Raw genomic sequence first — 21,769 nt, forward strand, 5'->3', positions numbered from 1 at the left:
CACTTTGTAGCGCAAAACCCTTATAAAACAAGTATTCCACTACTTTTTTAATTCATTTTATTTGTTACACATTAGGTTAAATTATTAGAACTAAATTACAAAACGATAACAATGCACACAAATGGTTATTTTTCTGATAAAGTATTTCTTGTCGTTGAAACAGCGAAAACATAAAAAACAAATTATTGTCGTTAGAGACTGGGAATAGCATTACGAAAAATATAATAATAAATAGAGAGAAATTCTAGGAGGATATTTTATAATGAAGAAAATCGCTACAGCTACAATCGCAACTGCAGGAATCGCTACTTTTGGTTTTGCACATCACGATGCAGATGCAGCAGAAAATAATAACGGTGGATACAATCCAAACGATCCAACATCATACGAGTATTCTTACACAATCGATCAACAAGGTAACTACCACTACGATTGGAAAGGTAACTGGAACCCTAGTCAAGCTGACCAAGGTCACAGTAACTACAGTAACTATAATCAAACTGCTTCATACGCTACTGGGAATAGCTATGGTAAGCAATCATATACAGCTAATAATCAAGCAACTGGTGGAAGAGGCGCTTCAGTTTCAAACTCTACTTCAAGCCATAACATCAAAGTAACAACTACAAGTGCACCATCAAGTTCATCAAAATCAACTAGCTCATCATCAAGTTCATCAATTTCAATTTCTAGCACTTCAGGTTCTTCAAACAACCTATACACTGCTGGTCAATGTACATACTATGTATACGACAAAGTTGGCGGTAAAATTGGATCAACTTGGGGCAATGCTAATAACTGGGCAAGCGCTGCAGCTGCTTCAGGTTACACAGTAAATAACTCACCTTCACAAGGTTCAATCTTACAAACTTCAGCTGGTGCTTACGGACACGTAGCATATGTTGAAAGTGTTAACAGCGATGGTTCAATCACTGTTTCAGAAATGAACTACGGTCAAGGCGCTGGTGTTGTTACTTCACGTACAATTTCAGCAAGTGAAGCTTCAAGCTACAACTACATTCACTAATAAGTATGTTTCAAAAGGCAATCCATATGGATTGCCTTTTTTATTTATATTCATCATACGAAAACAAACGAGAACCGGTCTTACATTGCACCATCGCTACAATATACAATGTAAAACCGATTAAATAGATTATAGAAGGATATTTTAAATCTTTACCTACATTGAATTATCGATGAATATACAGATAATTAAAGTAATATCGCTACAATTATTACTCAACTCAAACTCATATCATCTCATTCATATTAATTTATATCCCAAATATAACTGTTTAAACTTCTATTTGAAAATTTATTATTTTTTTCATTCTATTAAACCATCAACGGTATAAAATAAAAAACATGATTATCCTTATAACAACAGTAAATATGCCCAACTATCATTCAAACATGATAGCTGGGCATATTGTTATGAGTGCGTTGATTTTACTTTTTTTATTCCAATACCTGTAAACCCATAGAATAATGCGAAACAAATACATAGGTAACAAGGTACAGTCCAAATAAAGAACTGATCCACTGTAACACCTAATTGCTGAGCATAATATATACCTGATGTTCCCCACGGTATGAGTGGGATTATCATTGTACCTGAATCTTCCAATGTTCGAGATAAATTCGTTCTATCAAGATTCATTTTATTATACATATCTGTCATTAACACACCGACCATAATAATTACTACTGAAGCGACCCCCGCTGCTAATACCATTATTAATCCACCAATAATCGTTGTTAAGATAAGTTGACCTACAGAATTGATATTTTTTGAAATTTTTTGCAAGATTACATCTAAACAACCGGCCTTTTCTACAATACCAGCAAATGCATACCCACAAAATATCGTAACTACAATTTCCGTCATACTCATCATGCCACCTTGTTCTATCAAAGTGACTGTCTTAGCAGATAGATGCTCTGTAGATATCATACCTTTATTAAAGCCATCAAACGTAGATTTAAAACCGTCTACAATACTAAATTTATTGTTTACAACACCTACGATGATTGCGCTAAGACTAGATAATAACATGGCTGGAACAGTAGACATTTTAAATGCCAAACACAAGACAATGACAATAATTGGTAACCAGACTAACACATTAATATTATAAATTTGTGATAGTTCACCTAATAATCGTTTGATTTGTGCTGAATTAGCATCACCTTTAAATTGGCGTCCCACTATAAACCATACAACAATTCCGACAATGGAAGCAGGTACTGTCGTCCATACCATCGCTCTAATATGGCTAAAAATATTCACCTTTGTAACAAGTGCAGCTAAATTTGTCGTATCAGATAGTGGTGACATTTTATCACCAAAAACTGCACCAGCAATGATTGCACCAGCAGCCATACCATGTGGAATATGTAATTGATTAGCAATCGCCATTAACGCGATACCCGCTGTTGAAGCAGAACCCCATGCTGTTCCAGTCGCCACTGATGTGATTGCACAAATGATAAATGCAGATACTAAAAATAAATTAGGATTTAAAAACTCTAAACCATAATAAATCAAAGCAGGTACTGTGCCAGAGTACATCCATGTGCCAACAATAATACCCACTGCTAAAATAATAAAAATTGCTGGCATTGCAGTTGCTAATCTGTTCGTTATACCTTCTTCAAGATCGCTCCACTTCAAGCCTACTCTTTTAGCAATCCAAGCAGCATAAGCAGATGCTAAGATAAGCAATGCTTGTATTGGAATACCAAACCCAACAAAACCTGTAATAACTATAATAATCATAACTACAATAGTAGAAATAGACTCAACAAAAGTTGGCTGTCTCGTCATCATTTGCACCCCCCTTTATATTCTATTAAATATACGCATTGTTAAATTAATCTAATCCAAGTTTATCAATGCCAAGTTCCTCAATTGTTAGCCCTTCTTCAAAAAAGTCTCGTTCCAATATTGTCGACGCAATGGTGATAATGGCATCTGTATTAGGTGTTGCCACACCGATATGCTTACCAAGACTTGACCACAAGACAAGACCATAGGCAATATCTTCTGTTAAGTAGCGATTTTTAACTTGATTAGGCCCTTTTATTTGGGAAAATACTGGACTGTTATTAAATAAACGGTTCAATGGTTCATCTTCATCAACTTGTTCCAAATAGCCACGGTCAATACGTGCATCTTTTGCTGTAGATAATTCGAAACCCAATTTACGTCCGAGTGTTAATCGTTCTAATTCTACAGCATGTAATAAACGCACTGTGTGTTGCGTAATCCCTTCTGCATATAAAGCAAAATCTTCTGCATAATCTATACGACCAACGTTTAATAATGTTGGTCCTGGATGAACTTCTGGATTTCCATTTTCTAGGTTTGTTTTCCATAGGCTTTCTTCTTTAACAATATATGGATACAGTAATTCAATTTTCTCAAAGCTATCGCTCAAATCTTCCTTATCATAGGTAGAAAAATGAACCTTTCTCACATTTAATGATAAGTTAACGGACGCTTCATCAAAATCCACTCGTGTTCCATAAGTAAGTGTATTTACTTCAGCAAGTTTAGGTTTTGTCTCAATATGCATTTCCTCTAGGACATTCAAGAATCTAATAGAACCCATTGCTGCTGCCATATTAAAAAAGATCAGTTGTTCTGATTTCAAGAATGGTGCCATCGTATGTGCATAATGTTCGATAAATGAAGATGGTATGACGACTTGTATCACCTCTGCATCCTCTAATACGTATGACATATCATCACTGATATCAGTAAATGGTACAAAGTTTGTCTCTCCCTCATTCGTAAAGGAAAAGCCTCCACGTTCTATAGCTTTATCAAATTTATGTATTGATTGGTTTCTACAATATAATTTCACTTCATGACCTTTAGTCTTCATATCTAATGCTGCTGTTACTGCCCCATTACCAGAGCCTATAATTGCAATTTTCATAATCACCCTTCTTTCTTCAACTTTATTTACATTACTTTATTGTATAACCAGTAATAATTAACGATAAACAATGGCTCGCAATAGAAAAGCGATCACATACCGTTGTAACACGACACATTGTAACAATCGCTACACATAGTTGCTAGATAAAAAACCTAATTTTATTTTCAGAAATTGATATAAAGTTAAATTATTTTTGTTATAGTAAAAGAAAAAGGAGGGGTATAATGCCTGAACATCAATATGAAACAAACAACACATCTAATATTGAAGTAAATGATGATGCACGATTAATGGCAATGCTTATTTATGTATTAAGCTTTTTCACTTCTATTATAGGGCCTCTAATCATTTGGCTCATTAAACGTGATGAATCACCATTTGTAGACCGTGCAGGGAAGAACTACTTTAATTTTTATCTGTCTTATTTTATTTGGGTTATTGTCGCTTCAATATTATCTTTAGTATTAATTGGCTTATTACTATTAATAGTATTGGGTATTTTAATGATAATATTTACTATTATTGCTGCAGTTAAATCTTATAATGGAGAAGATTATTTAGCACCTTTATCTATTAGATTTTTTAAATAATATAAATCTAAATTTTGTGACTTTTTACAAGTCTTGTAATAATTGGTGTTTTATATTAACTAACCAATGGAGCTCACACTAGTAGTGCCAACATAAAATTGAATTATGTCAGACTGTAACCTCTACATGCATTTATTACAATGACATGTGAGGTTTTTTTAATTGGTTTACAAAGACGTAACATTGCACACAAAACCAAATTCATCTGTTAGAGTATTATTTGTCGTTAAAAAGCACATACGAAAAACAATCAACTTAAATTAATTAATAGATAAAGTTATTTTATGAATGATGACTTTTGGGAGGACTTTTTAAAATGAAAAAATTATTAACAGCTACAACTTTAACAGCAGGAATCGGAGCAGCAATGTTGGGATTAGATCATGGTCAAGAGGCAGACGCAGCAGAACAAACTCAAACTCAATCAACTAACGAAAGTACAACTCAATCTGCTTCAAGTGGGAATTTATATACAGCAGGCCAATGTACTTGGTATGTTTATGATAAAGTAAATGGTGAAATCGGCTCTACTTGGGGAAATGCAAATAACTGGGCTTCAGCAGCATCTTCAGCTGGTTATACAGTTAACAACACACCTGAACAAGGCTCAATTTTACAATCTAACTCTGGACCTTACGGACATGTTGCATACGTTGAAAACGTATCTAGCGATGGTTCTGTTACAGTTTCAGAAATGAACTATGGCGGTGGACCATATTCAGTAAGTGAAAGAACAATTTCTTCTTCTGAAGCTAGTTCTTACAACTATATCCACTTAAACTAATAACTAAACATTTAATATAATTCGCTACAATGGTATTGGATATCATCTATGCTTATAAATAAGTATAAGTACACTATCTAAGCAAATATGACTAAATGACAAGTTCTTTAAGGGAAAGTTCTTCCATTCTGTCTGTTGAATTGCGCTACCATTAATATAGGCTGGAACATGATTATGCTTCATGTTTCAGTCTTTTTTTGTTATATGACATTGCAGTATATTAATAAATTTGAGAAAATGGACACGTTTCGTATAAATTAGGAGGTAAGACAATGCAGTGGTTTAAAGTAATATTGGCTGGTTTGATCGAGGTATTATGGGTTACTGGTTTAAATGTTGCTAATTCTGTATGGAGTTGGTTAGCAGTAATTATAATTATCGGCATAAGTTTCTTCTTAGTTATTTCAGCTTGTAAAGCACTACCAGTGGGCACTGTTTATGCTGTATTTGTTGGCATAGGTTCTGTTGGCACAGTAATTGTAGATATTATTTTCTTTGGAGATAACTTCAATATTGTAAAAATGATGCTTATTTGTCTATTAATTATTGGCATTATTGGACTTAAGTTATCAACTTCGGAGGTGCAGCAGTAATGAGTTGGTTCATTTTATTTTTTGCAGGTTTATTAGAAGTTGTTGGTGTCATCATTTTAAATGAAATTACAAGAACAAAAAAGAAATCACTTGTCGTTCTATTAGCAGTTGCCTTTATCTGTAGCTTTAGTACATTGAAATTAGCAATGAATACCATACCTATGGGCACAGCATATGCTATATGGAGTGGTATTGGTACTGGTGGTGGCACATTAGTAGGCATGTTGCTATATAATGAAGCCAAAAATGCCAAACGTGTATTTTTTATCGGTTTGATAGTTCTATCAATTGTAGGTCTAAAGTTAATTAGTTAATTAGTTAATTAGTTAATTAGTTAATTAGTTAATTGGTCAATTGCTCAAGTACAAAGAAAATGAGATTTAATATACGTTATTAAAGTAATTTATTTTTTTACATATCCCTTAAACGATTGTGTTTAGTTATTTTATTTCATTTTAAATATAAAAATTTGTTAAGCCCATATTTATTTACTATACTTTGTATTAAAGGAAGTGATTATTAATGGTAAAAGTTTATATCGCAGGACCTATTCCTGAAGCAGGACTTAAAGCACTTGAACAAGCTGGTGCTGAAGTTGAAATGTATGATGGTAAAGGAATTATTGATCAAGAGACATTAAAGTCAGGTGTCAAAGATGCTGACGCATTAATCAGTCTATTATCAACGAATGTTGATAAAGATGTCATTGATGCAGGAAATAAATTAAAAATAATCGCAAATTATGGCGCTGGATTTAATAATGTCGATACTGCCTATGCTCGACAAAAGGATATCGACGTTACTAATACGCCCAAGGCTTCGACTAATTCAACAGCTGAATTAACATTTGGACTCGTGTTAGCTGCGGCAAGACGTATTGTTGAAGGCGATAAATTATGTCGTTCAACAGGATTCGATGGTTGGGCTCCTTTATTCTTTAGAGGTCGAGAAGTGTCAGGCAAAACAATCGGTATCATAGGCTTAGGTGAAATTGGTGGTGCAGTTGCGAAAAGAGCAAAAGCTTTCGATATGAATATTCTTTATACTGGACCAAATCAGAAAAAGGATAAAGAGCGCGAAATCGGCGCAAAATATGTAGATTTAGAAACTCTTTTAAAGCATTCAGATTTTGTAACGATTAATGCTGCCTATTCTACAGATTTACATCATTTAATCGATACACCTCAATTTAAATTAATGAAGCCGACAAGCTATTTAATCAATGCATCACGTGGGCCAATTGTCCATGAAGCAGCACTTGTCGAAGCATTACAAGATAAACTGATAGAAGGTGCAGCTCTTGATGTCTTTGAATTTGAACCACAGATTAACGAAAAATTGAAATCACTTGATAATGTAGTCATTACACCACATATCGGAAATGCAACATATGAGTCACGAGATATGATGGCTAAAATTGTTGCGAATGATACATTAAGTAAACTAGAGAATAAAACACCAAAATTTATAGTAAACTAGTGATTCTCGACAATTTACATGCACCTACTAAAAAGAGAAGCCCTTAAATGAAATCAGTAGACTTCATTTAAGGGCTTCTCTTTTAATTATATTTATAAGTTCAACATAACTTTCATAGCTACTTTAATTTTGTTTTGTATAAAAATTTTGTTTGCGCACTGGCTAGTTGGTTTGGCATAATTTTAACAACAAAATTACGCAAAGCGACTAATAACTTATTTGATTTTTGTGCTATTTTCCCAATATTTCTAGAACGTTTAATTACTTTTTTAGTATGTTTAACACGTAATTTATCATAACGTTGCAAAGCTTCATCGAAATCATACTGCGCAAGGCAATTAGCTAATACAATCGCATCTTCCATCGCTTGTCCTGCGCCCTGTCCCATGTTTGGTGTCATAGCATGTGCTGCATCCCCTAACAAGACAACACGTTGATACACAAATGACTTCAGTGGTTGTATATCATAAATATCATGAAGTAAAATATTTGTTTCGCTTTGTTTGTCTAATATCATTCTTACTTCATTTGGAAAATGATTAAATTTTGCTTGTAAATGAGGTTTACCAAATGCTTTATACTTTGCATCATGCGCTTTAGCATTAATAGAAATAAACCAATAAGCCTGATGATTTAATAAAGGAACAATGCCTACTCTACCTTTTGTAGCCCAGTATTCTTTAGCAACCTGTTCTTCTTTTATATTTACATCGTCTACTAATCCTCTAAACACAGTATACCCTCTATATATCGGCTTACTATCTGGTAATATAGATTGTCTAACATTTGAATGAATGCCATCTGCAGCTATACATAAATCAAATGCTTCATCTGCTTGAGATTGAGATTCAAATTTCAATGTCACTTTAAGTGGTTCACTTTCAATTGTTTCCACACGGTGTCCAAAATAAAGATATTGTGATGGTACATAAGATTGAATAACATCTACTAAATCTTGACGTTTCACCGTCAAATTAACAGTCTTTTTCTTTAATTTCACATTTGATAGCGTATTACCTTTATCATCTAGCACTGCCATTTGCTCTATTTCATGTCCAATATTTCTTATGCCTTTCGCTAAATCATGATTACCTAACTTTTCAAGGACATTGCCCCCGATACCTATCCCTGCACCAATTTCAGTTATATCTTGTTTCTGTTCAAATACCTTTACGTCATGACCTTGCTCAATCAGTAACGCTGCAGTCGTTAAACCACCGATACCTGCACCTACTATACCTATCTTCATCATTTTCACTCCATCTATCATTAAACTTATTTGTTCTTACTAGCCTGTGTTTTTTAATGAATTCCTTAATTACTTTACAAAGAAAAAAGATAACACCTGTATTGATTACATCGTTATCCTTTATTCATAAAATATTGGTCCATTATAAATAGTAATCTTTATAAACATGATCCTTTTTAATACCAAACTTGTCATAATAATGTTGCATAAAGCGTGCAATATTACCGTCCCATGCGATATCAGAAGCATATTGATGTTCCCCTGGTGCTTTAGGGTTCCAACGCATTTGATATAATGTAATTTGCTTTTTATCAAAGTAATTTTTACGAACAAATTTTGCGCCACCCATAATTGCACGTTTAGGCGATGTCCAAGATTGTTTCTTAGCATAACTACTTCCTGTGTGCACTGCATTCTCATCAAACGCACCTATGCCAAAGAAATTGTAATACTTTTTACCATCATCTTTAATGCCTTTTGCCAATTCTGAACGACCATGACCTGTTTCAACTAAAGCATGACTTATCAGATATAGGACATTTACATCATACTTTTCCTGAGCTTTAAGAAAAGCCTTTGCTTGTCCTTTTAAAATACCTTTATCTTTTAATATTTGATTCAATTCATGCTCAGACATAGGTACCTTTTCTGAAATATCCATATAATTTAGATTTTCATATTCATTATCAATGTCCATAGCTTGTTTCACATCTGCTCTTGAAGCATCAACAAATTGACCTTGTTCTTCTTTCATGTTTAATGCATTACCATCTACTTGTTTACTCACGGCCTCATTAAATGTGTTTGTCTTCTGGTTATCAAATAAAGTCGTTTCATTGATAATCAGTAACAGAACAAAAACAGCTAAAATAACGATCAATAACACGACCGAAAGTCTTTGCGTAATTAATTGCTTCATTTTCAGAAAAACTCCCTAACTTACACAATTATTTAGTTAATGTAATATATGCAAATATAATCGCAATTAGCACAATTGCAAACGACACATTGATAGCAATCTTCATTCCTCTTCTATCTCTAAATAACGTATTGAAGATTGTGAGACTTATCGCTAATGAGACAACAAACATTGTAATTGCCATCATTATATTCATTGTAATCAAGAACACAATTCCCAATACTAGAATAACATTGGAAATGATGGCCATGACTTTTATCATTTTCGGATTAATATGTCTTCCTCTCCTCATCTAAAAAACTAATATTAAACTCTAATACTAGAAATTGTATCATATTTAAGCATTTTGCAATATGTCATTTTCTAAACAATAAAACAGACCAAGATAGAAAATAACTTTCTCCTATCTTGGTCTGTTACATGTCATTCTGTGAACACATACTATTATATTAGCGTGACATACCTCTCAGCATATTCAACATATAAGTTAAACTGCGGTTCATTTCATCGTCTTTTAAAATACTCATTAATCCGGTGATAGATGTTTTTTGGTTTGGGTTTGCTTGGTTTGCTACATGCAAACCTTTATTGACTTTGTTTAGCATTGTAGATAAATCATTTACATTTAAGTCACCTAATAAGAATACGAGTGAAGCCATATTTGAAATTAACCCTGTATATTGTTCTTTATTTAGTTCTACAGCAAATTTATTGGCGATTACTCCTCGACTTTTAACTGCGCCAGACAGAGCATCTAATATTTTAGCGTCATCTAATGTACTAATTAGATTAATTGTTTTTAAGATACTGTCTTTATTTGCAACAATTGCGTCTGTTACTTCAGCCATACTTTCTTGCTTGATTTCTGCTTCTGTCTTTTCCATGCGTTTTATTTTAGTTATTCTTTCAGCCATTAGTTATCCACCTGACTTCCTGGGAAAGTATAGTCATCACGTCTCCATTTATCTTCAACTCTAACACTATATTGTGGTTGGCGCTGTTTATTCACCCGGAAATTCGTAGGATTAAGTGGTGACTTTCCTCTTCGTGTTTTTACTTCCATTCGACAACTTGTACGTTTATATGATGGTGTATCTGTATCTTTATCAACGTCACTATTGGTCAATAAATTAATTGCACCATTGTCACCATGCAACATTGCATTGTTATTTAGAGGAATATATATTTCTTTACCTTTAACTCTATCAGTAACATGCGCTACCAATTCCGCTTCTCCAGTTTCAGAAATAAGCTTGATTTCTGCACCTTCATGGATGCCTCTGTCTTCAGCTAGTTCAGGTGAAATCTCTACAAATGCATTAGGCATTTTGTATTCTAACCCTGGTACCTTATATGTCATATTACCTTCATGGAAGTGTTCTAATAATCGACCGTTATTTACATGTAAATCATAAACTTCATTCACTTTGAAGAAATTATCAAATGACAGTGGATAGAATCTCGCTTTACCATCATCAAAGTTAAATCCTTCTAGATACAAGGTTGGTTCATCTGTACCATCTGCAGCAACTGGCCATTGTAAACTGTTATAACCTTCTAAACGATCATAATTTACACCTGAATAAAGTGGTGTCAATCGTGCAACTTCATCCATGATTTGACTTGGGTGTGTATATCCCCAATCATATCCTAATGATTTCGCCACTGCTTGAATGATTTGCCAATCAGGTTTAGAGTCTCCCTTTGGTTCCAATGCTTGATAGATACGTTGAATTCTTCGCTCTGTATTTGTAAATGTTCCAGTTTTTTCAAGTGATGGGCTGGCAGGCAAGACAACGTCTGCATATGATGCTGTAAAAGTGAAAAACTCATCTTGTACTACAAGGAAACCAACCTTTTCTAAAGCTGCTTGTACAAAGTTGATATTCGAATCAACAATACCTGTATCTTCGCCGTATAAATATAAAGAATCAATTTCACCTTCATGAATACCTTCCATCATTTGATGATTATCACGTCCTGGATGACTTGGTAAACTTTCACCATATTCTCTTTCAAATCTAGCTCGTACTTCATCATCAGTAACCAATTGATAACCTGGGAATTGATCAGGCATACTACCCATATCACTACAACCTTGTACATTGTTATGTCCTCTAAGCGGATAAGCACCTGAACCTGGCTTTCTATAATTGCCTGTTGCTAATAATAAATTAGAAATTGCAGTAGACGTATCACTACCAATATCTTGTTGTGTTACACCCATTGCCCAACAAATCGATACTGATTTTGCATTGACAACTTGGTGTGCAAAATCAATTAGCTCTTCTGAAGTTATACCCGTTGTTTCTTCTGCAAAGTCCATTGTAAATGGTTCTAGAGACGTTCTATATGCTTCGAAATCATTCACCCATTCATCAATAAATGCTGTATCATGTAAATCATTGTCGATAATATATTTCGTTACCGCAGATAACCAAACTAAATCTGTTCCTGGCTTAGGTTGATAGAAATTGTCAGCACGTTCTGCCATTTCATGCTTTCTAATATCAAATACATTTAATGTATTTTGATAAAGTTTATGACCTCGTTTAATTCTTGATGCAATGACAGGGTGTGCCTCAGCAGTGTTTGTACCAATAAGTACGACCATGTCTGCAATTTCTAAATCATCTATAGAACCAGAATCTCCACCATGCCCCACTGTTCTAAATAGACCTTTAGTTGCAGGAGCTTGGCAATATCTTGAACAATTATCTACATTATTTGTACCTATAACTTGGCGCGCTAACTTTTGCATTAAATATGATTCTTCGTTTGTAGCTTTGGAGGAAGAGATAAATGCTAAACCGTCTGGACCTAATTTATCTTTCACCTTAGTAAAATTGTCTGATACAACTTGTAAAGCTTCTTCCCACTCAACTTCTTCGAATTGACCATTTTTTCTTACTAATGGCTTAGTCAAGCGTTCATCTGAATCAACATAATCCCAACCAAATTTTCCTTTCACACATGATGATATTTTATTGGCCGGTGATTCATGCTGTGGTTGCACCTTTAGTACTTCTCTATCCTTTGTCCATACGTCAAATGAACAACCAACACCACAATAAGTACATACTGTCTTCGTTTTCTCAATTCTTTCTTCTCTCATGGCAGCTTCAGAATCAGATACTGCAAATAAAGGACCATAGCCTGGTTCTGCTTTTTTAGTTAAATCTATCATCGCGGCTAAAGAACCGGGTTCTAAATCTGTCATATAGCCTGCATTGCCTTCCATATTGACTTCAAGCATGGCATTACAAGGACATACCGTTGCACATTGACCACAGCCAACACATGAGGAATCATTAATTGTTGTATCATTATCCCAAATAACACGTGGTTGTTGTCGCTCCCAATCTATTGTCAAAGTCTCATTGACTTGAACATCTTGACAAACTTCAACACATCGTCCACATAAAATACATTGATTTGGATCATATCTGTAAAAGGGACCATAATCTTTTTCATATGGCTTTTCTTTATATTCGTACGTTTGATGCTCAAGTCCCCACTGATCCATTGTATTATGAATTTCACAATCACCATTATTATAATCACACACAGTACAATACAACATGTGCTTCTCTAATATGCGATCAAGTGCTTCCTTTTGGCTTGTTTGTACATTATCTGTTTGTGTATTAACCACCATTGGTCGATCAATCGTTGTACTACACGCACGTCCAATTTGGCCGTCAATCTCAACTGTACAAGTATCACAAGTTTGAATAGGTCCTAGCGATTCGTTATAACAAATCGAAGGCACAAATGTATCTTGTGATTTAATAAATTGCAACAAATTCGTGCCTGGTTCAACAAGATAGTCTTTACCATCTAAAGAAACGATTAAATGTTCCTGCATTCGATTCACCCCTGTTTTTATAATATACTGCCCGTATTATTCTCATTGTTGTTCAACAACATTCCATCATAAAAGCCCCACACTTTTTAGGTAATGTTACTTATATTGTAAACGTATTTATTATGAATGTTAAGGCATTCTGTATTCCATTCCCTTTTTTAATACAATTCAATATCCTACTATTCCAAAATATAATAAAACATTTTTGTATTATTGTTTTGTCAGTCATTTATCATTACAGCTTGTTCACCAAACTAAAGTATAGATTTGTATTTTTTCTATGCCACTTCCACTATATAACTCTAGGCATATAACAATAAATTTTTAAGATGTTTATGCCACAACAATATGAGTTCATTTATCTCTAGATCGTATTAAGTTTATGACAAAAAAAGTAGAACTACACTGTCAATTTTATTTGACGATTGTGACGTTCTACACTTATATATAAATTATTTTTTTCAGGGATTGAAATTTAGCTGAAGTATTTTTCTGTATCATTTCATTTATAGAAAAAGGTTGCTCGAGCGAAAGATTCTTAAAATCTTAACTCGAGCAACCATTGAAGTCATTAAATTTATCTTTAGATACTCATTTAAATTAAAACGTGCTTTGCTTGTAACAACAATTTATTATCATGAATAATTTACCTCACCTTGCTGTTCAGCTATCACAGGTGCTGTTCTAGTAAATACCTAAATTATCTTTAATACTAGATTCAATTTCACTTAATGAGCTTTGACTAGGTACAAAATAATATAAGCCATCATCTTGTATGCCGCCTTCACCGTCTAATTGGTGCTTATTAACTGTCTTATCTGCATCTTTATAGTTGCTTCTAATTTTATTTAATTCACCTATTGATAAGTCTGTTTTCACATTCTCTTTAATATGATTCATAATCGAATTAAAATGAGTGATTGAATTTACACTTGATAACTTACTTGCTAAACCTTGAATTACAATTTGTTGTCGTTCTTGACGACCAAAGTCTCCACCAGCACCGCTTTCTTTTCTACTTCTGATAAATGCCATTGCAGCATCACCATCTAAGTGTGTTTTTTCGCCATTATTAAATTGGTGATTTTTATATGAGAATGTCGCATTACTTGTTACGTCGATACCACCAACTGTATCAATCATATCTTTCATGCCATCCATATCTATCGTAGCGTAATGATCAATTGGTACATTTAATAATTTTTCAACAGATTTCACTGCCATATCAGGACCACCATAAGCATAGGCATGATTAATTTTTTCGGTTGTACCTTTACCTACAATCTTAGCTTGTGTATCCCTTGGAATACTTACAATTTCAGTTGTTTTCTTTTTAGGATTAATCGATAGCACCATAATTGTATCACTACGTTGACCATCGCCTTCAGAAGCTCTCTTCGCATCAGAGTCTACACCAAACAATGCAATTGTAAAAGCATCACCATCATCTAAACTGACATTCTTATCTCTTAGTGACGATTTATCTCTATCTAATGGATTATGTATTGATCCACCGACTGAAAAGATTTTATATCCTAAATAAATAACTGCTATCAAAGCAAGTATGGCTAATATACCGAAAAACCATAAAAATAGCTTTTTACCTAGTCCCATTTTCTTTTTTCCGTTCATTCTAGAGCGATTCACTCTTATCATTCCCCATTCTATATTCAGTTTTCAACTTAAATTAATAACTACATTATAAATGAATTTATACAATTTAGCATAGTGCTTAAGACCTAAAAATTTGATAAAGTATGATATTTTAGAGTTACAATTTACTTTTTATAACCCGCTCCTGAATTTAAAACGTCTAACATCTCTTCATGACAACCTGGATTACTGATAATGAATGGACCAGCCGTCGCATAATCCAAAGGTTTATTGTCTAGTGTCGTCATTTTCAACCCTAGCTCACTTGCAAATAAAAATTGCGCCGCGATATCCCATGGCTTTGGATTCGTATTGATATGCAAGCCAAATTGACCGTTGATCACACGAACAGAATCTAAACCACATGAGCCAATAAAACGATGACTAAAGGAAGCGTCAAATAATTCTTGCATTTTATTTGCATTTATAACTAGTGCATTAAATGACACAACGGCATCCTTTAATTCAATGGATTCCGGTTTTTCAAGTGGCGCACCATTAACATATGCACCATACCCTTTTACTGCTTTATATAATTTCCCGTGTGGATAATCATAAATATAAGACAACATTGGTACACCATCTACAAAATAACCTAATATAATGCAATAGTCTTCTTGTTGTTTCACTAAATTTGCGGTTCCATCAATTGGATCCATAATCCATACATGTCCCTCATGAGGGTGAACTTCTTCATTGGTTTTTTCCTCTGCAAATAGTTGATGTTCAGGGAATGTTTCAGTTAAAAACTGCTGGAATCTTTGTTGAATCGTTTTATCAACATTAGTTACTAAATCAAACCTATTCTTCTTGGTTGTAGTTACCATCTCATCGATTAATGCTGGTATAATATCATCTAACGAAGCGAGCCACGCTCTGACAGAATCGTCTATAAAAATTAATTGTTCTTTTTCCATGTCTACACCTCTTTTTATATTTATAATCTTTATGTATAGATTTAGATATGTATAATTTCGTCTCATTTTATCATAATTCGTAACAGAAAATATATGCCCAAAGTTAATCATCTAACATTTTTTTCATATATTGCAACAAACATAAATAAAACCGACTAGCTTTGCTAGTCGGCTAAATAGAAAGGAAAGTAAGTAATAAATATTGAAGATGTTTGTTTAGTAACTCGTACGAATAATTGTTAACAAAACTATTATGTAATAGCCTACCCCTTTGTCAACTATTCGTTACCCCCTTGTTACTATATACAATACTAACATAAGACTTGAAAAAATGTAAGCGTTTTCTCTAATTTTTTTGTTTATTTTTTCTAAATGTCGTCATTGTCACTTTTATGATATAATAATTGTAATATGTAATCATATTGGGAGGTGACTTTCTTCATGAATAAACGCGAACGACAAAACAAATTGGTTCAAGCAATTCAAGAAAATAGGCAAGTTACTGCTTCAGAATTAGCGTCTGAGTTAAATGTTTCAAAGCGTACCATTTTAAGGGATATTCAAGATTTAGAGGATCAAGGCGTTAAAATTTTAGCGAAACACGGTAAATTAGGTGGTTATCAATTACAAGAAACACCGAATAGCTATGACATTGAATTAACTGAAAATCAACTTTCTGCATTATTTCTTGTATTAAATGAAAGTCAATCTTATTCAACACTTCCTTACAAAGAAGAAATTCAAGCAATAATCAAAAAATGTTTAAATTTACCCTACACAAAAATGAGACGGACGTTAAAAAAATTAGACCGTTATATTAAATTTGACACGCCACCACACACAACATTGCCAACTTTATTTTCGGATGTATTAATTTACTGTACAGAGCGTAATGTAATGGCTATGGAGCATGGGCTTGATGATATGAATCGCACTGAGAATGTAATTTTCATTGGATTACTATGTGAAGAAGGTTTATGGAAAGCAGTCGTCTTTGAAATTGGATTAGGTAAAACTAATACAATCCCGATTGAGGATATACAAGATATTTCTTACTCATTCGAAAAAACAATAAAGACACAAGATATAACAATTAATAATTTCCAACAGTTTTCTAATCCAACTGAAAATTAATTCAGTTGGACTTTTTATTGACCTTTATTGGTACATCATCAAAACAGTAATAATAAAGGACACCAGGTTATTCAACATATGTAAGCTGAAACTAACGATTAATTTATTCTTCGTCTTAACATATGCATATACTAAAGCAACAGCTAAGATAAAATAACTACCAAACTCAAATGGTGAGGCTGCACTACTTACATGCATAAACGAAAATAATATAGCAGAAATGACTCCCATTACCTTAAAATTAAACACTTTCCCCAATTCACCTATCATTAAATGTCTAAATATAATTTCCTCTACTAATGGTGCTGCAATAACAATTAATAAAAAAGAAAATGGTAAAAATTGTGGATTTTTAAATAATATTTGAAGTTGCATTTCATTTTGTGTTTCGCTAAACCCCCATCCACCTGGAAGATATTGCACTACAAAGTTATATAAATATGATGCAACAAACATGATTATAAATATTCCGACTAACCAAGCTTTGTTTTGTTTAATGACTTCTACACCTGTATTAAATTTTGCATAAAAATCATTCATATGTAAAAAGTAAAAAATAAAAATAGTTGTCATATATGCTAATAATTGTATTAATGAACCGAGTAATACCTCACTACTCGAATTTAACCCCTCTACAAATTGATGTCCAAAACGCATTACAACTATAGATAAACATTCTATTATTAAAAACAAACTTACAACTACTATAAAATCTTTCCAGGTTACTTCGCGAAACCGTAACATAACTTTTTTCATTTTGTTCATACCTTTCTTGCTAAATATCTACCGACTTTATTTATATTTATTAACGATGCCTAGCATGAACGTTACCCAACTATATTTAAATTAAGCACAGTATATCATCTAAATCAACGGAGCAAAAATATTAACCCTATTATTAATCATTATGGAGGCGATAATCATGCAATTAGAAGAACTCTTAACTATCTCAGAAAGCGTACAACAATTACTTAATTTAATAGAGGTTTATAAATTTGGCATTGTCACCGAACATAAGAAAAAGGACCAATTTCAACAGGAATTACAACAATTTATTGAGCAAGAATATATCAAATTGAAAAACTCCCCCTTCCGTCATACTTCGCTTATCCACTATAATTACTATCATTTTCTAGAAGATTTCAAATTTCAACCTATTGAAGAATTCACTGTAGGTAATACCATCAAACATATTTCAAACATTCAGCAAAGATTACTCAAGATACTACACTTTATCAAATTATATTTGTAACAAAATTTCACAATACATTAATTTTTAATCTTAAATTGTAATTTGATTACACATATTGTACAATGAAAACGATTACAGATTGGAGGTATAGATATGCCAGGTTTTTCAGTTTATTTAGGTGAGCCATTCAATAAATCTTATATTAAATCGATGGTCGACTTTGGATATGATAGTATCTTTACTTCGGTGCAAATACCTGAAGAAGATGAACAGTTAAAGTATCAAAAACTAACAGAGCTGTTAGATTATCTAGACTATTATGAAATACACTTCATTATCGATATTAATCCAGCATTACTAACTCAAACATTGTTCCAAATTTTACAACGCTATACAAATGCACATTTTATTATAAGGATTGATCATAGTACCTCTGTTGCTACGGTAAATTCTATTATCAATGCAGGCTTTAAATGTTGTTTGAACGCGAGCACTGTTACTACCTCATTATTAACTCATCTTAAACAAACAGTAAGTGATTTTTCAAATATCATATATTGCCACAATTATTATCCTAGACCGGATACGGGACTTTCCGAATCATTTATCACACAACAAAATATGCTAATTTTACGTTTTAATCCTGAAGCACATATCTTTGGTTTCATATCCGGTAGTCAAAAGCGAGGTCCGATATTTAAAGGTTTACCAACCATAGAAGCTTCACGTAATCATCATCCTATAGAAAGTGTGACAACACTAATTCAAGCAAAGACCACAGATTATTTAATTGGTGACCCTTATCTCGAGGAAACTATGGCACAACAACTCTATCAAGCAATTCAGCACAGAAATTTCATATTACATTTAAAATATTATGACAATCATATCCCTACAATACTTCAAGCATCACACACAGTTCGCATTGACAATCCCGAACATGTCATACGCTCACAAGAGGCACGACATTATCTGAATGACACAATTCAACCAATGCATACAGTTGAACGACTTCCAGGGCATATCACACTAGATAATACATTAAACGGGCGTTATGAAGGCGAATTACAAATCATCAAAGAGCCGCTTCCAGAGCATCCAAATGTCAATGTGATCGCTAGAGTTATCACAGCAGATTTACCATTAATCTACTGTATGCAATCAGGAGATTCATTTTCATTTAAAAATCAACCAAAGGAGATGTAATAATGAAACAAAAATCGACCGAATCTCGAAATACAGCATCAATGCATTTAGATGAAATGACTATCGTCGAAGCACTGCAAACCATGAATGAAGAAGATAAAAAGGTGCCACAAGAAATAAGCAAAGTAATACCCCAACTTGCTGAAGTCATTGAAATCACTATAAATAGGTTTAATAACGGGGGCAGAATTATTTATTTAGGCGCTGGAACTAGTGGTAGATTAGGTGTATTAGATGCAGCTGAGTGTGTACCTACGTTTAATACGACAATAAACGATGTGATCGGACTTATCGCTGGTGGTCAACGCGCATTAACCGTAGCTGTTGAAGGTGCTGAAGATGATCCTGCACTTGCGCGAGAAGATTTGACTCATATCCATCTTTCAAACAAAGATGTCGTCATTGGAATTGCTGCAAGTGGTTCGACCCCATATGTCCAAGGCGGTATCAAATGTGCAAATGAAGTTGGTGCACATACGGTAGCAATTTCTTGTAATACTGACACACCGATAAGTAGCCTAGCTAAACAAGCAATAGAAGTAGATGTAGGACCAGAAATACTTACCGGCTCTACAAGATTAAAGGCAGGGACTGCACAAAAATTAATCCTGAATATGATATCTACCATCACAATGGTAGGTGTTGGAAAAGTCTACGATAATTTAATGATCGATGTCAAAGCTACGAATAAAAAATTAATCGATCGTTCAATTCGTATCATTCAAGAAATTTGTGATATTTCATATGACCAGGCTAAAATTCGTTTTGAAGAATCCGGTCAGAATATAAAAACTGCAGTCGTCATGCAACTCTGTAATGTAACTAAACAAGATGCTGAACAAAAACTAGACGACAATCATGCTCTACTTAAACGTACAATACAACAATAATATTTCTAACATTCAAGCATTCCAATTTCAAAGTACAACTAAACTGCTATTATCCTTATGTCAGGAGGTCTATATATGAACAAAGAACAAAAATTAGCACAACAAATTACTGATGCAGTTGGAACTATGGACAATATTGATAACATTATTAATTGTATGACTCGCGTTCGTATTCAAGTCATTGACGAACAAAAGGTAGACTATGCAAAACTCAAATCAATTGATGGTGTTATGGGAGTCGTTAAAGACGACCGTGTTCAAGTTGTTGTGGGACCCGGTACCGTTAATAAAGTCGCAGGTTACATGGCGCAAAGTAGTGGCGTCAAATTAGGTGAAACAATCCCACATGGTACAACGAATTTTAAGCAAGATGCAGAAGCAAAAGCCGCACAGAATAAATCAAATTATAAATCTAAACAAAAGCACGGTAAATTTAATAAGTTACTAAAGACTATTGCTAATATATTTATACCTCTGATTCCAGCATTTATAGGTGCTGGTTTAATTGGAGGTATTGCCGCTGTACTAAGTAACTTGCTTGCAGGTGGACAAATATCGGGAGCCTGGGTAACACAACTGGTGACTGTATTTAACGTCATAAAGGACGGTATGTTGGCTTACTTAGCAATCTTTACTGGTATTAATGCAGCTAAAGAATTTGGTGCAACACCAGGGCTTGGTGGTGTTATTGGTGGTACCACACTACTAACTGGTCTTACCGATAAAAATATGATTACTAACATCTTTACTGGCGAACCGCTTCAAGCTGGTCAAGGTGGTATCATTGGGGTTATATTTGCTGTTTGGCTTTTAAGTATCGTTGAAAAAAGACTTCATAAAATTGTCCCTAATGCAATTGATATCATTGTCACTCCAACAATCACTTTATTTATAATTGGTTTACTTACAATTTTTATCTTTATGCCTTTAGCAGGATTTATATCAGATGGTCTCGTTCATATCATCAATGGCATTATCGATATTGGTGGTGTATTTAGTGGCTTTATTATTGGTGCTTTCTTCTTACCTTTGGTAATGTTAGGATTACACCATATATTTACCCCTATTCATATTGAGATGATAAATCAAACGGGTGCAACTTACCTGTTACCAATTGCTGCAATGGCGGGTGCTGGTCAAGTTGGCGCAGCATTAGCTTTATGGGTTAGATGTCGTAAGAATACAACACTCCGCAATACTTTGAAAGGTGCCTTACCTGTTGGCTTCTTAGGTATTGGTGAACCATTAATTTATGGTGTAACCTTGCCCCTCGGCAAACCATTCTTCACAGCTTGTATTGGCGGCGGTATTGGTGGCGCAGTAATCGGAGGCATTGGACACATTG

The 21,769-nt window shown here is 33.7% G+C and carries 21 protein-coding genes; 11 read left to right on the forward strand and 10 right to left on the reverse strand.

Annotated elements, in window-relative coordinates; all coding sequences use genetic code 11:
- Nucleotides 1-262 precede the first annotated feature (262 nt).
- Nucleotides 263-1,027: a CHAP domain-containing protein gene (locus SH09_RS08030; protein WP_042739129.1), complete on the forward strand. Its 765-nt coding sequence runs from the start codon at nucleotides 263-265 to the stop codon at nucleotides 1,025-1,027.
- 408 nt (nucleotides 1,028-1,435) lie between these two features.
- On the opposite strand, the gene nhaC is transcribed toward SH09_RS08030, so the two are convergent.
- A complete protein-coding gene (nhaC, locus tag SH09_RS08035; RefSeq protein WP_042739152.1) occupies nucleotides 1,436-2,830 on the reverse strand; it encodes a Na+/H+ antiporter NhaC in 1,395 nt (464 codons plus the stop codon).
- A gap of 46 nt (nucleotides 2,831-2,876) precedes the next feature.
- On the reverse strand, nucleotides 2,877-3,947 hold the full coding sequence (locus tag SH09_RS08040; RefSeq protein ID WP_042739130.1) for an NAD/NADP-dependent octopine/nopaline dehydrogenase family protein: 1,071 nt from the start codon (nucleotides 3,945-3,947) through the stop codon (nucleotides 2,877-2,879).
- A gap of 227 nt (nucleotides 3,948-4,174) precedes the next feature.
- On the opposite strand from SH09_RS08040, the gene SH09_RS08045 reads away from it, so the two are divergent.
- From SH09_RS08045 to SH09_RS08065, 5 genes are all read left to right on the forward strand, one after another.
- On the forward strand, nucleotides 4,175-4,540 hold the full coding sequence (locus SH09_RS08045; protein ID WP_042739131.1) for a DUF4870 domain-containing protein: 366 nt from the start codon (nucleotides 4,175-4,177) through the stop codon (nucleotides 4,538-4,540).
- Nucleotides 4,541-4,856: 316 nt separating this feature from the next.
- Nucleotides 4,857-5,324 (forward strand): CHAP domain-containing protein, encoded by a 468-nt coding sequence (locus SH09_RS08050; protein ID WP_042739132.1) that lies wholly within the window; start codon nucleotides 4,857-4,859, stop codon nucleotides 5,322-5,324.
- Between the two features lie 272 nt (nucleotides 5,325-5,596).
- Nucleotides 5,597-5,917, forward strand: a complete 321-nt coding sequence (locus SH09_RS08055; RefSeq protein ID WP_042739133.1) for a DMT family transporter — start codon at nucleotides 5,597-5,599, stop codon at nucleotides 5,915-5,917.
- Nucleotides 5,917-6,231: a DMT family transporter gene (locus SH09_RS08060; RefSeq protein ID WP_042739134.1), complete on the forward strand. Its 315-nt coding sequence runs from the start codon at nucleotides 5,917-5,919 to the stop codon at nucleotides 6,229-6,231. Before SH09_RS08055 ends, SH09_RS08060 begins: the two co-directional genes overlap by 1 nt.
- Before the next feature lie 208 nt (nucleotides 6,232-6,439).
- Nucleotides 6,440-7,396: a 2-hydroxyacid dehydrogenase family protein gene (locus SH09_RS08065; protein ID WP_042739135.1), complete on the forward strand. Its 957-nt coding sequence runs from the start codon at nucleotides 6,440-6,442 to the stop codon at nucleotides 7,394-7,396.
- A gap of 118 nt (nucleotides 7,397-7,514) precedes the next feature.
- Here the strand turns inward: SH09_RS08065 and SH09_RS08070 are convergent, their stop codons facing one another.
- The 7 genes from SH09_RS08070 to SH09_RS08100 all read right to left on the reverse strand — a co-directional run bounded on the left by SH09_RS08070 (nucleotide 7,515) and on the right by SH09_RS08100 (nucleotide 16,002).
- Nucleotides 7,515-8,645: an FAD-dependent monooxygenase gene (locus SH09_RS08070; RefSeq protein ID WP_042739136.1), complete on the reverse strand. Its 1,131-nt coding sequence runs from the start codon at nucleotides 8,643-8,645 to the stop codon at nucleotides 7,515-7,517.
- A gap of 142 nt (nucleotides 8,646-8,787) precedes the next feature.
- The gene (locus SH09_RS08075; protein ID WP_042739137.1) at nucleotides 8,788-9,564 is read right to left on the reverse strand and encodes an N-acetylglucosaminidase; all 777 of its coding nucleotides are present in this window, start codon (nucleotides 9,562-9,564) and stop codon (nucleotides 8,788-8,790) included.
- A gap of 28 nt (nucleotides 9,565-9,592) precedes the next feature.
- Complete coding sequence (locus SH09_RS08080) at nucleotides 9,593-9,856, reverse strand: hypothetical protein (RefSeq protein ID WP_162846353.1); 264 nt, start codon at nucleotides 9,854-9,856, stop codon at nucleotides 9,593-9,595.
- A 157-nt stretch (nucleotides 9,857-10,013) separates the two neighbouring features.
- On the reverse strand, nucleotides 10,014-10,478 hold the full coding sequence (locus SH09_RS08085) for a helical membrane plugin domain-containing protein (protein ID WP_042739139.1): 465 nt from the start codon (nucleotides 10,476-10,478) through the stop codon (nucleotides 10,014-10,016).
- On the reverse strand, nucleotides 10,478-13,432 hold the full coding sequence (gene fdhF / locus SH09_RS08090) for a formate dehydrogenase subunit alpha (protein ID WP_042739140.1): 2,955 nt from the start codon (nucleotides 13,430-13,432) through the stop codon (nucleotides 10,478-10,480). The genes SH09_RS08085 and fdhF overlap by 1 nt, the downstream gene beginning before the upstream one ends.
- A 684-nt stretch (nucleotides 13,433-14,116) precedes the next feature.
- Nucleotides 14,117-15,064 carry an LCP family glycopolymer transferase gene (locus SH09_RS08095; protein ID WP_371664162.1) on the reverse strand — a complete coding sequence of 316 codons (948 nt, stop codon included), beginning with the start codon at nucleotides 15,062-15,064 and terminating at the stop codon, nucleotides 14,117-14,119.
- A 146-nt stretch (nucleotides 15,065-15,210) separates the two neighbouring features.
- Entirely contained in the window at nucleotides 15,211-16,002 is a 792-nt protein-coding gene (locus SH09_RS08100) for an inositol monophosphatase family protein (RefSeq protein WP_042739142.1), read from the reverse strand.
- Between the two features lie 441 nt (nucleotides 16,003-16,443).
- Here SH09_RS08100 and SH09_RS08105 point away from each other — a divergent pair, with 441 nt between their 5' ends.
- Complete coding sequence (locus SH09_RS08105) at nucleotides 16,444-17,136, forward strand: helix-turn-helix transcriptional regulator (RefSeq protein ID WP_042739143.1); 693 nt, start codon at nucleotides 16,444-16,446, stop codon at nucleotides 17,134-17,136.
- A 24-nt stretch (nucleotides 17,137-17,160) separates the two neighbouring features.
- Here the strand turns inward: SH09_RS08105 and SH09_RS08110 are convergent, their stop codons facing one another.
- A complete protein-coding gene (locus SH09_RS08110; RefSeq protein WP_232171167.1) occupies nucleotides 17,161-17,829 on the reverse strand; it encodes a CPBP family intramembrane glutamic endopeptidase in 669 nt (222 codons plus the stop codon).
- A gap of 229 nt (nucleotides 17,830-18,058) precedes the next feature.
- On the opposite strand from SH09_RS08110, the gene SH09_RS08115 reads away from it, so the two are divergent.
- The 4 genes from SH09_RS08115 to SH09_RS08130 all read left to right on the forward strand — a co-directional run.
- Nucleotides 18,059-18,388, forward strand: coding sequence for a hypothetical protein (locus SH09_RS08115; RefSeq protein ID WP_042739145.1), 330 nt, complete (start codon nucleotides 18,059-18,061; stop codon nucleotides 18,386-18,388).
- A 93-nt stretch (nucleotides 18,389-18,481) separates the two neighbouring features.
- Entirely contained in the window at nucleotides 18,482-19,534 is a 1,053-nt protein-coding gene (locus tag SH09_RS08120) for a MupG family TIM beta-alpha barrel fold protein (protein ID WP_042739146.1), read from the forward strand.
- A gap of 2 nt (nucleotides 19,535-19,536) precedes the next feature.
- The gene (murQ, locus tag SH09_RS08125; protein ID WP_042739147.1) at nucleotides 19,537-20,424 is read left to right on the forward strand and encodes an N-acetylmuramic acid 6-phosphate etherase; all 888 of its coding nucleotides are present in this window, start codon (nucleotides 19,537-19,539) and stop codon (nucleotides 20,422-20,424) included.
- Nucleotides 20,425-20,499: 75 nt separating this feature from the next.
- Nucleotides 20,500-21,769 (forward strand): PTS transporter subunit EIIC (locus SH09_RS08130; protein WP_042739148.1); only part of this gene is annotated, 1,270 nt, incomplete at its 3' end.

Origin of the sequence: Staphylococcus gallinarum (genome assembly GCF_000875895.1) — a bacterium.
Lineage (GTDB): Bacteria > Bacillota > Bacilli > Staphylococcales > Staphylococcaceae > Staphylococcus > Staphylococcus gallinarum.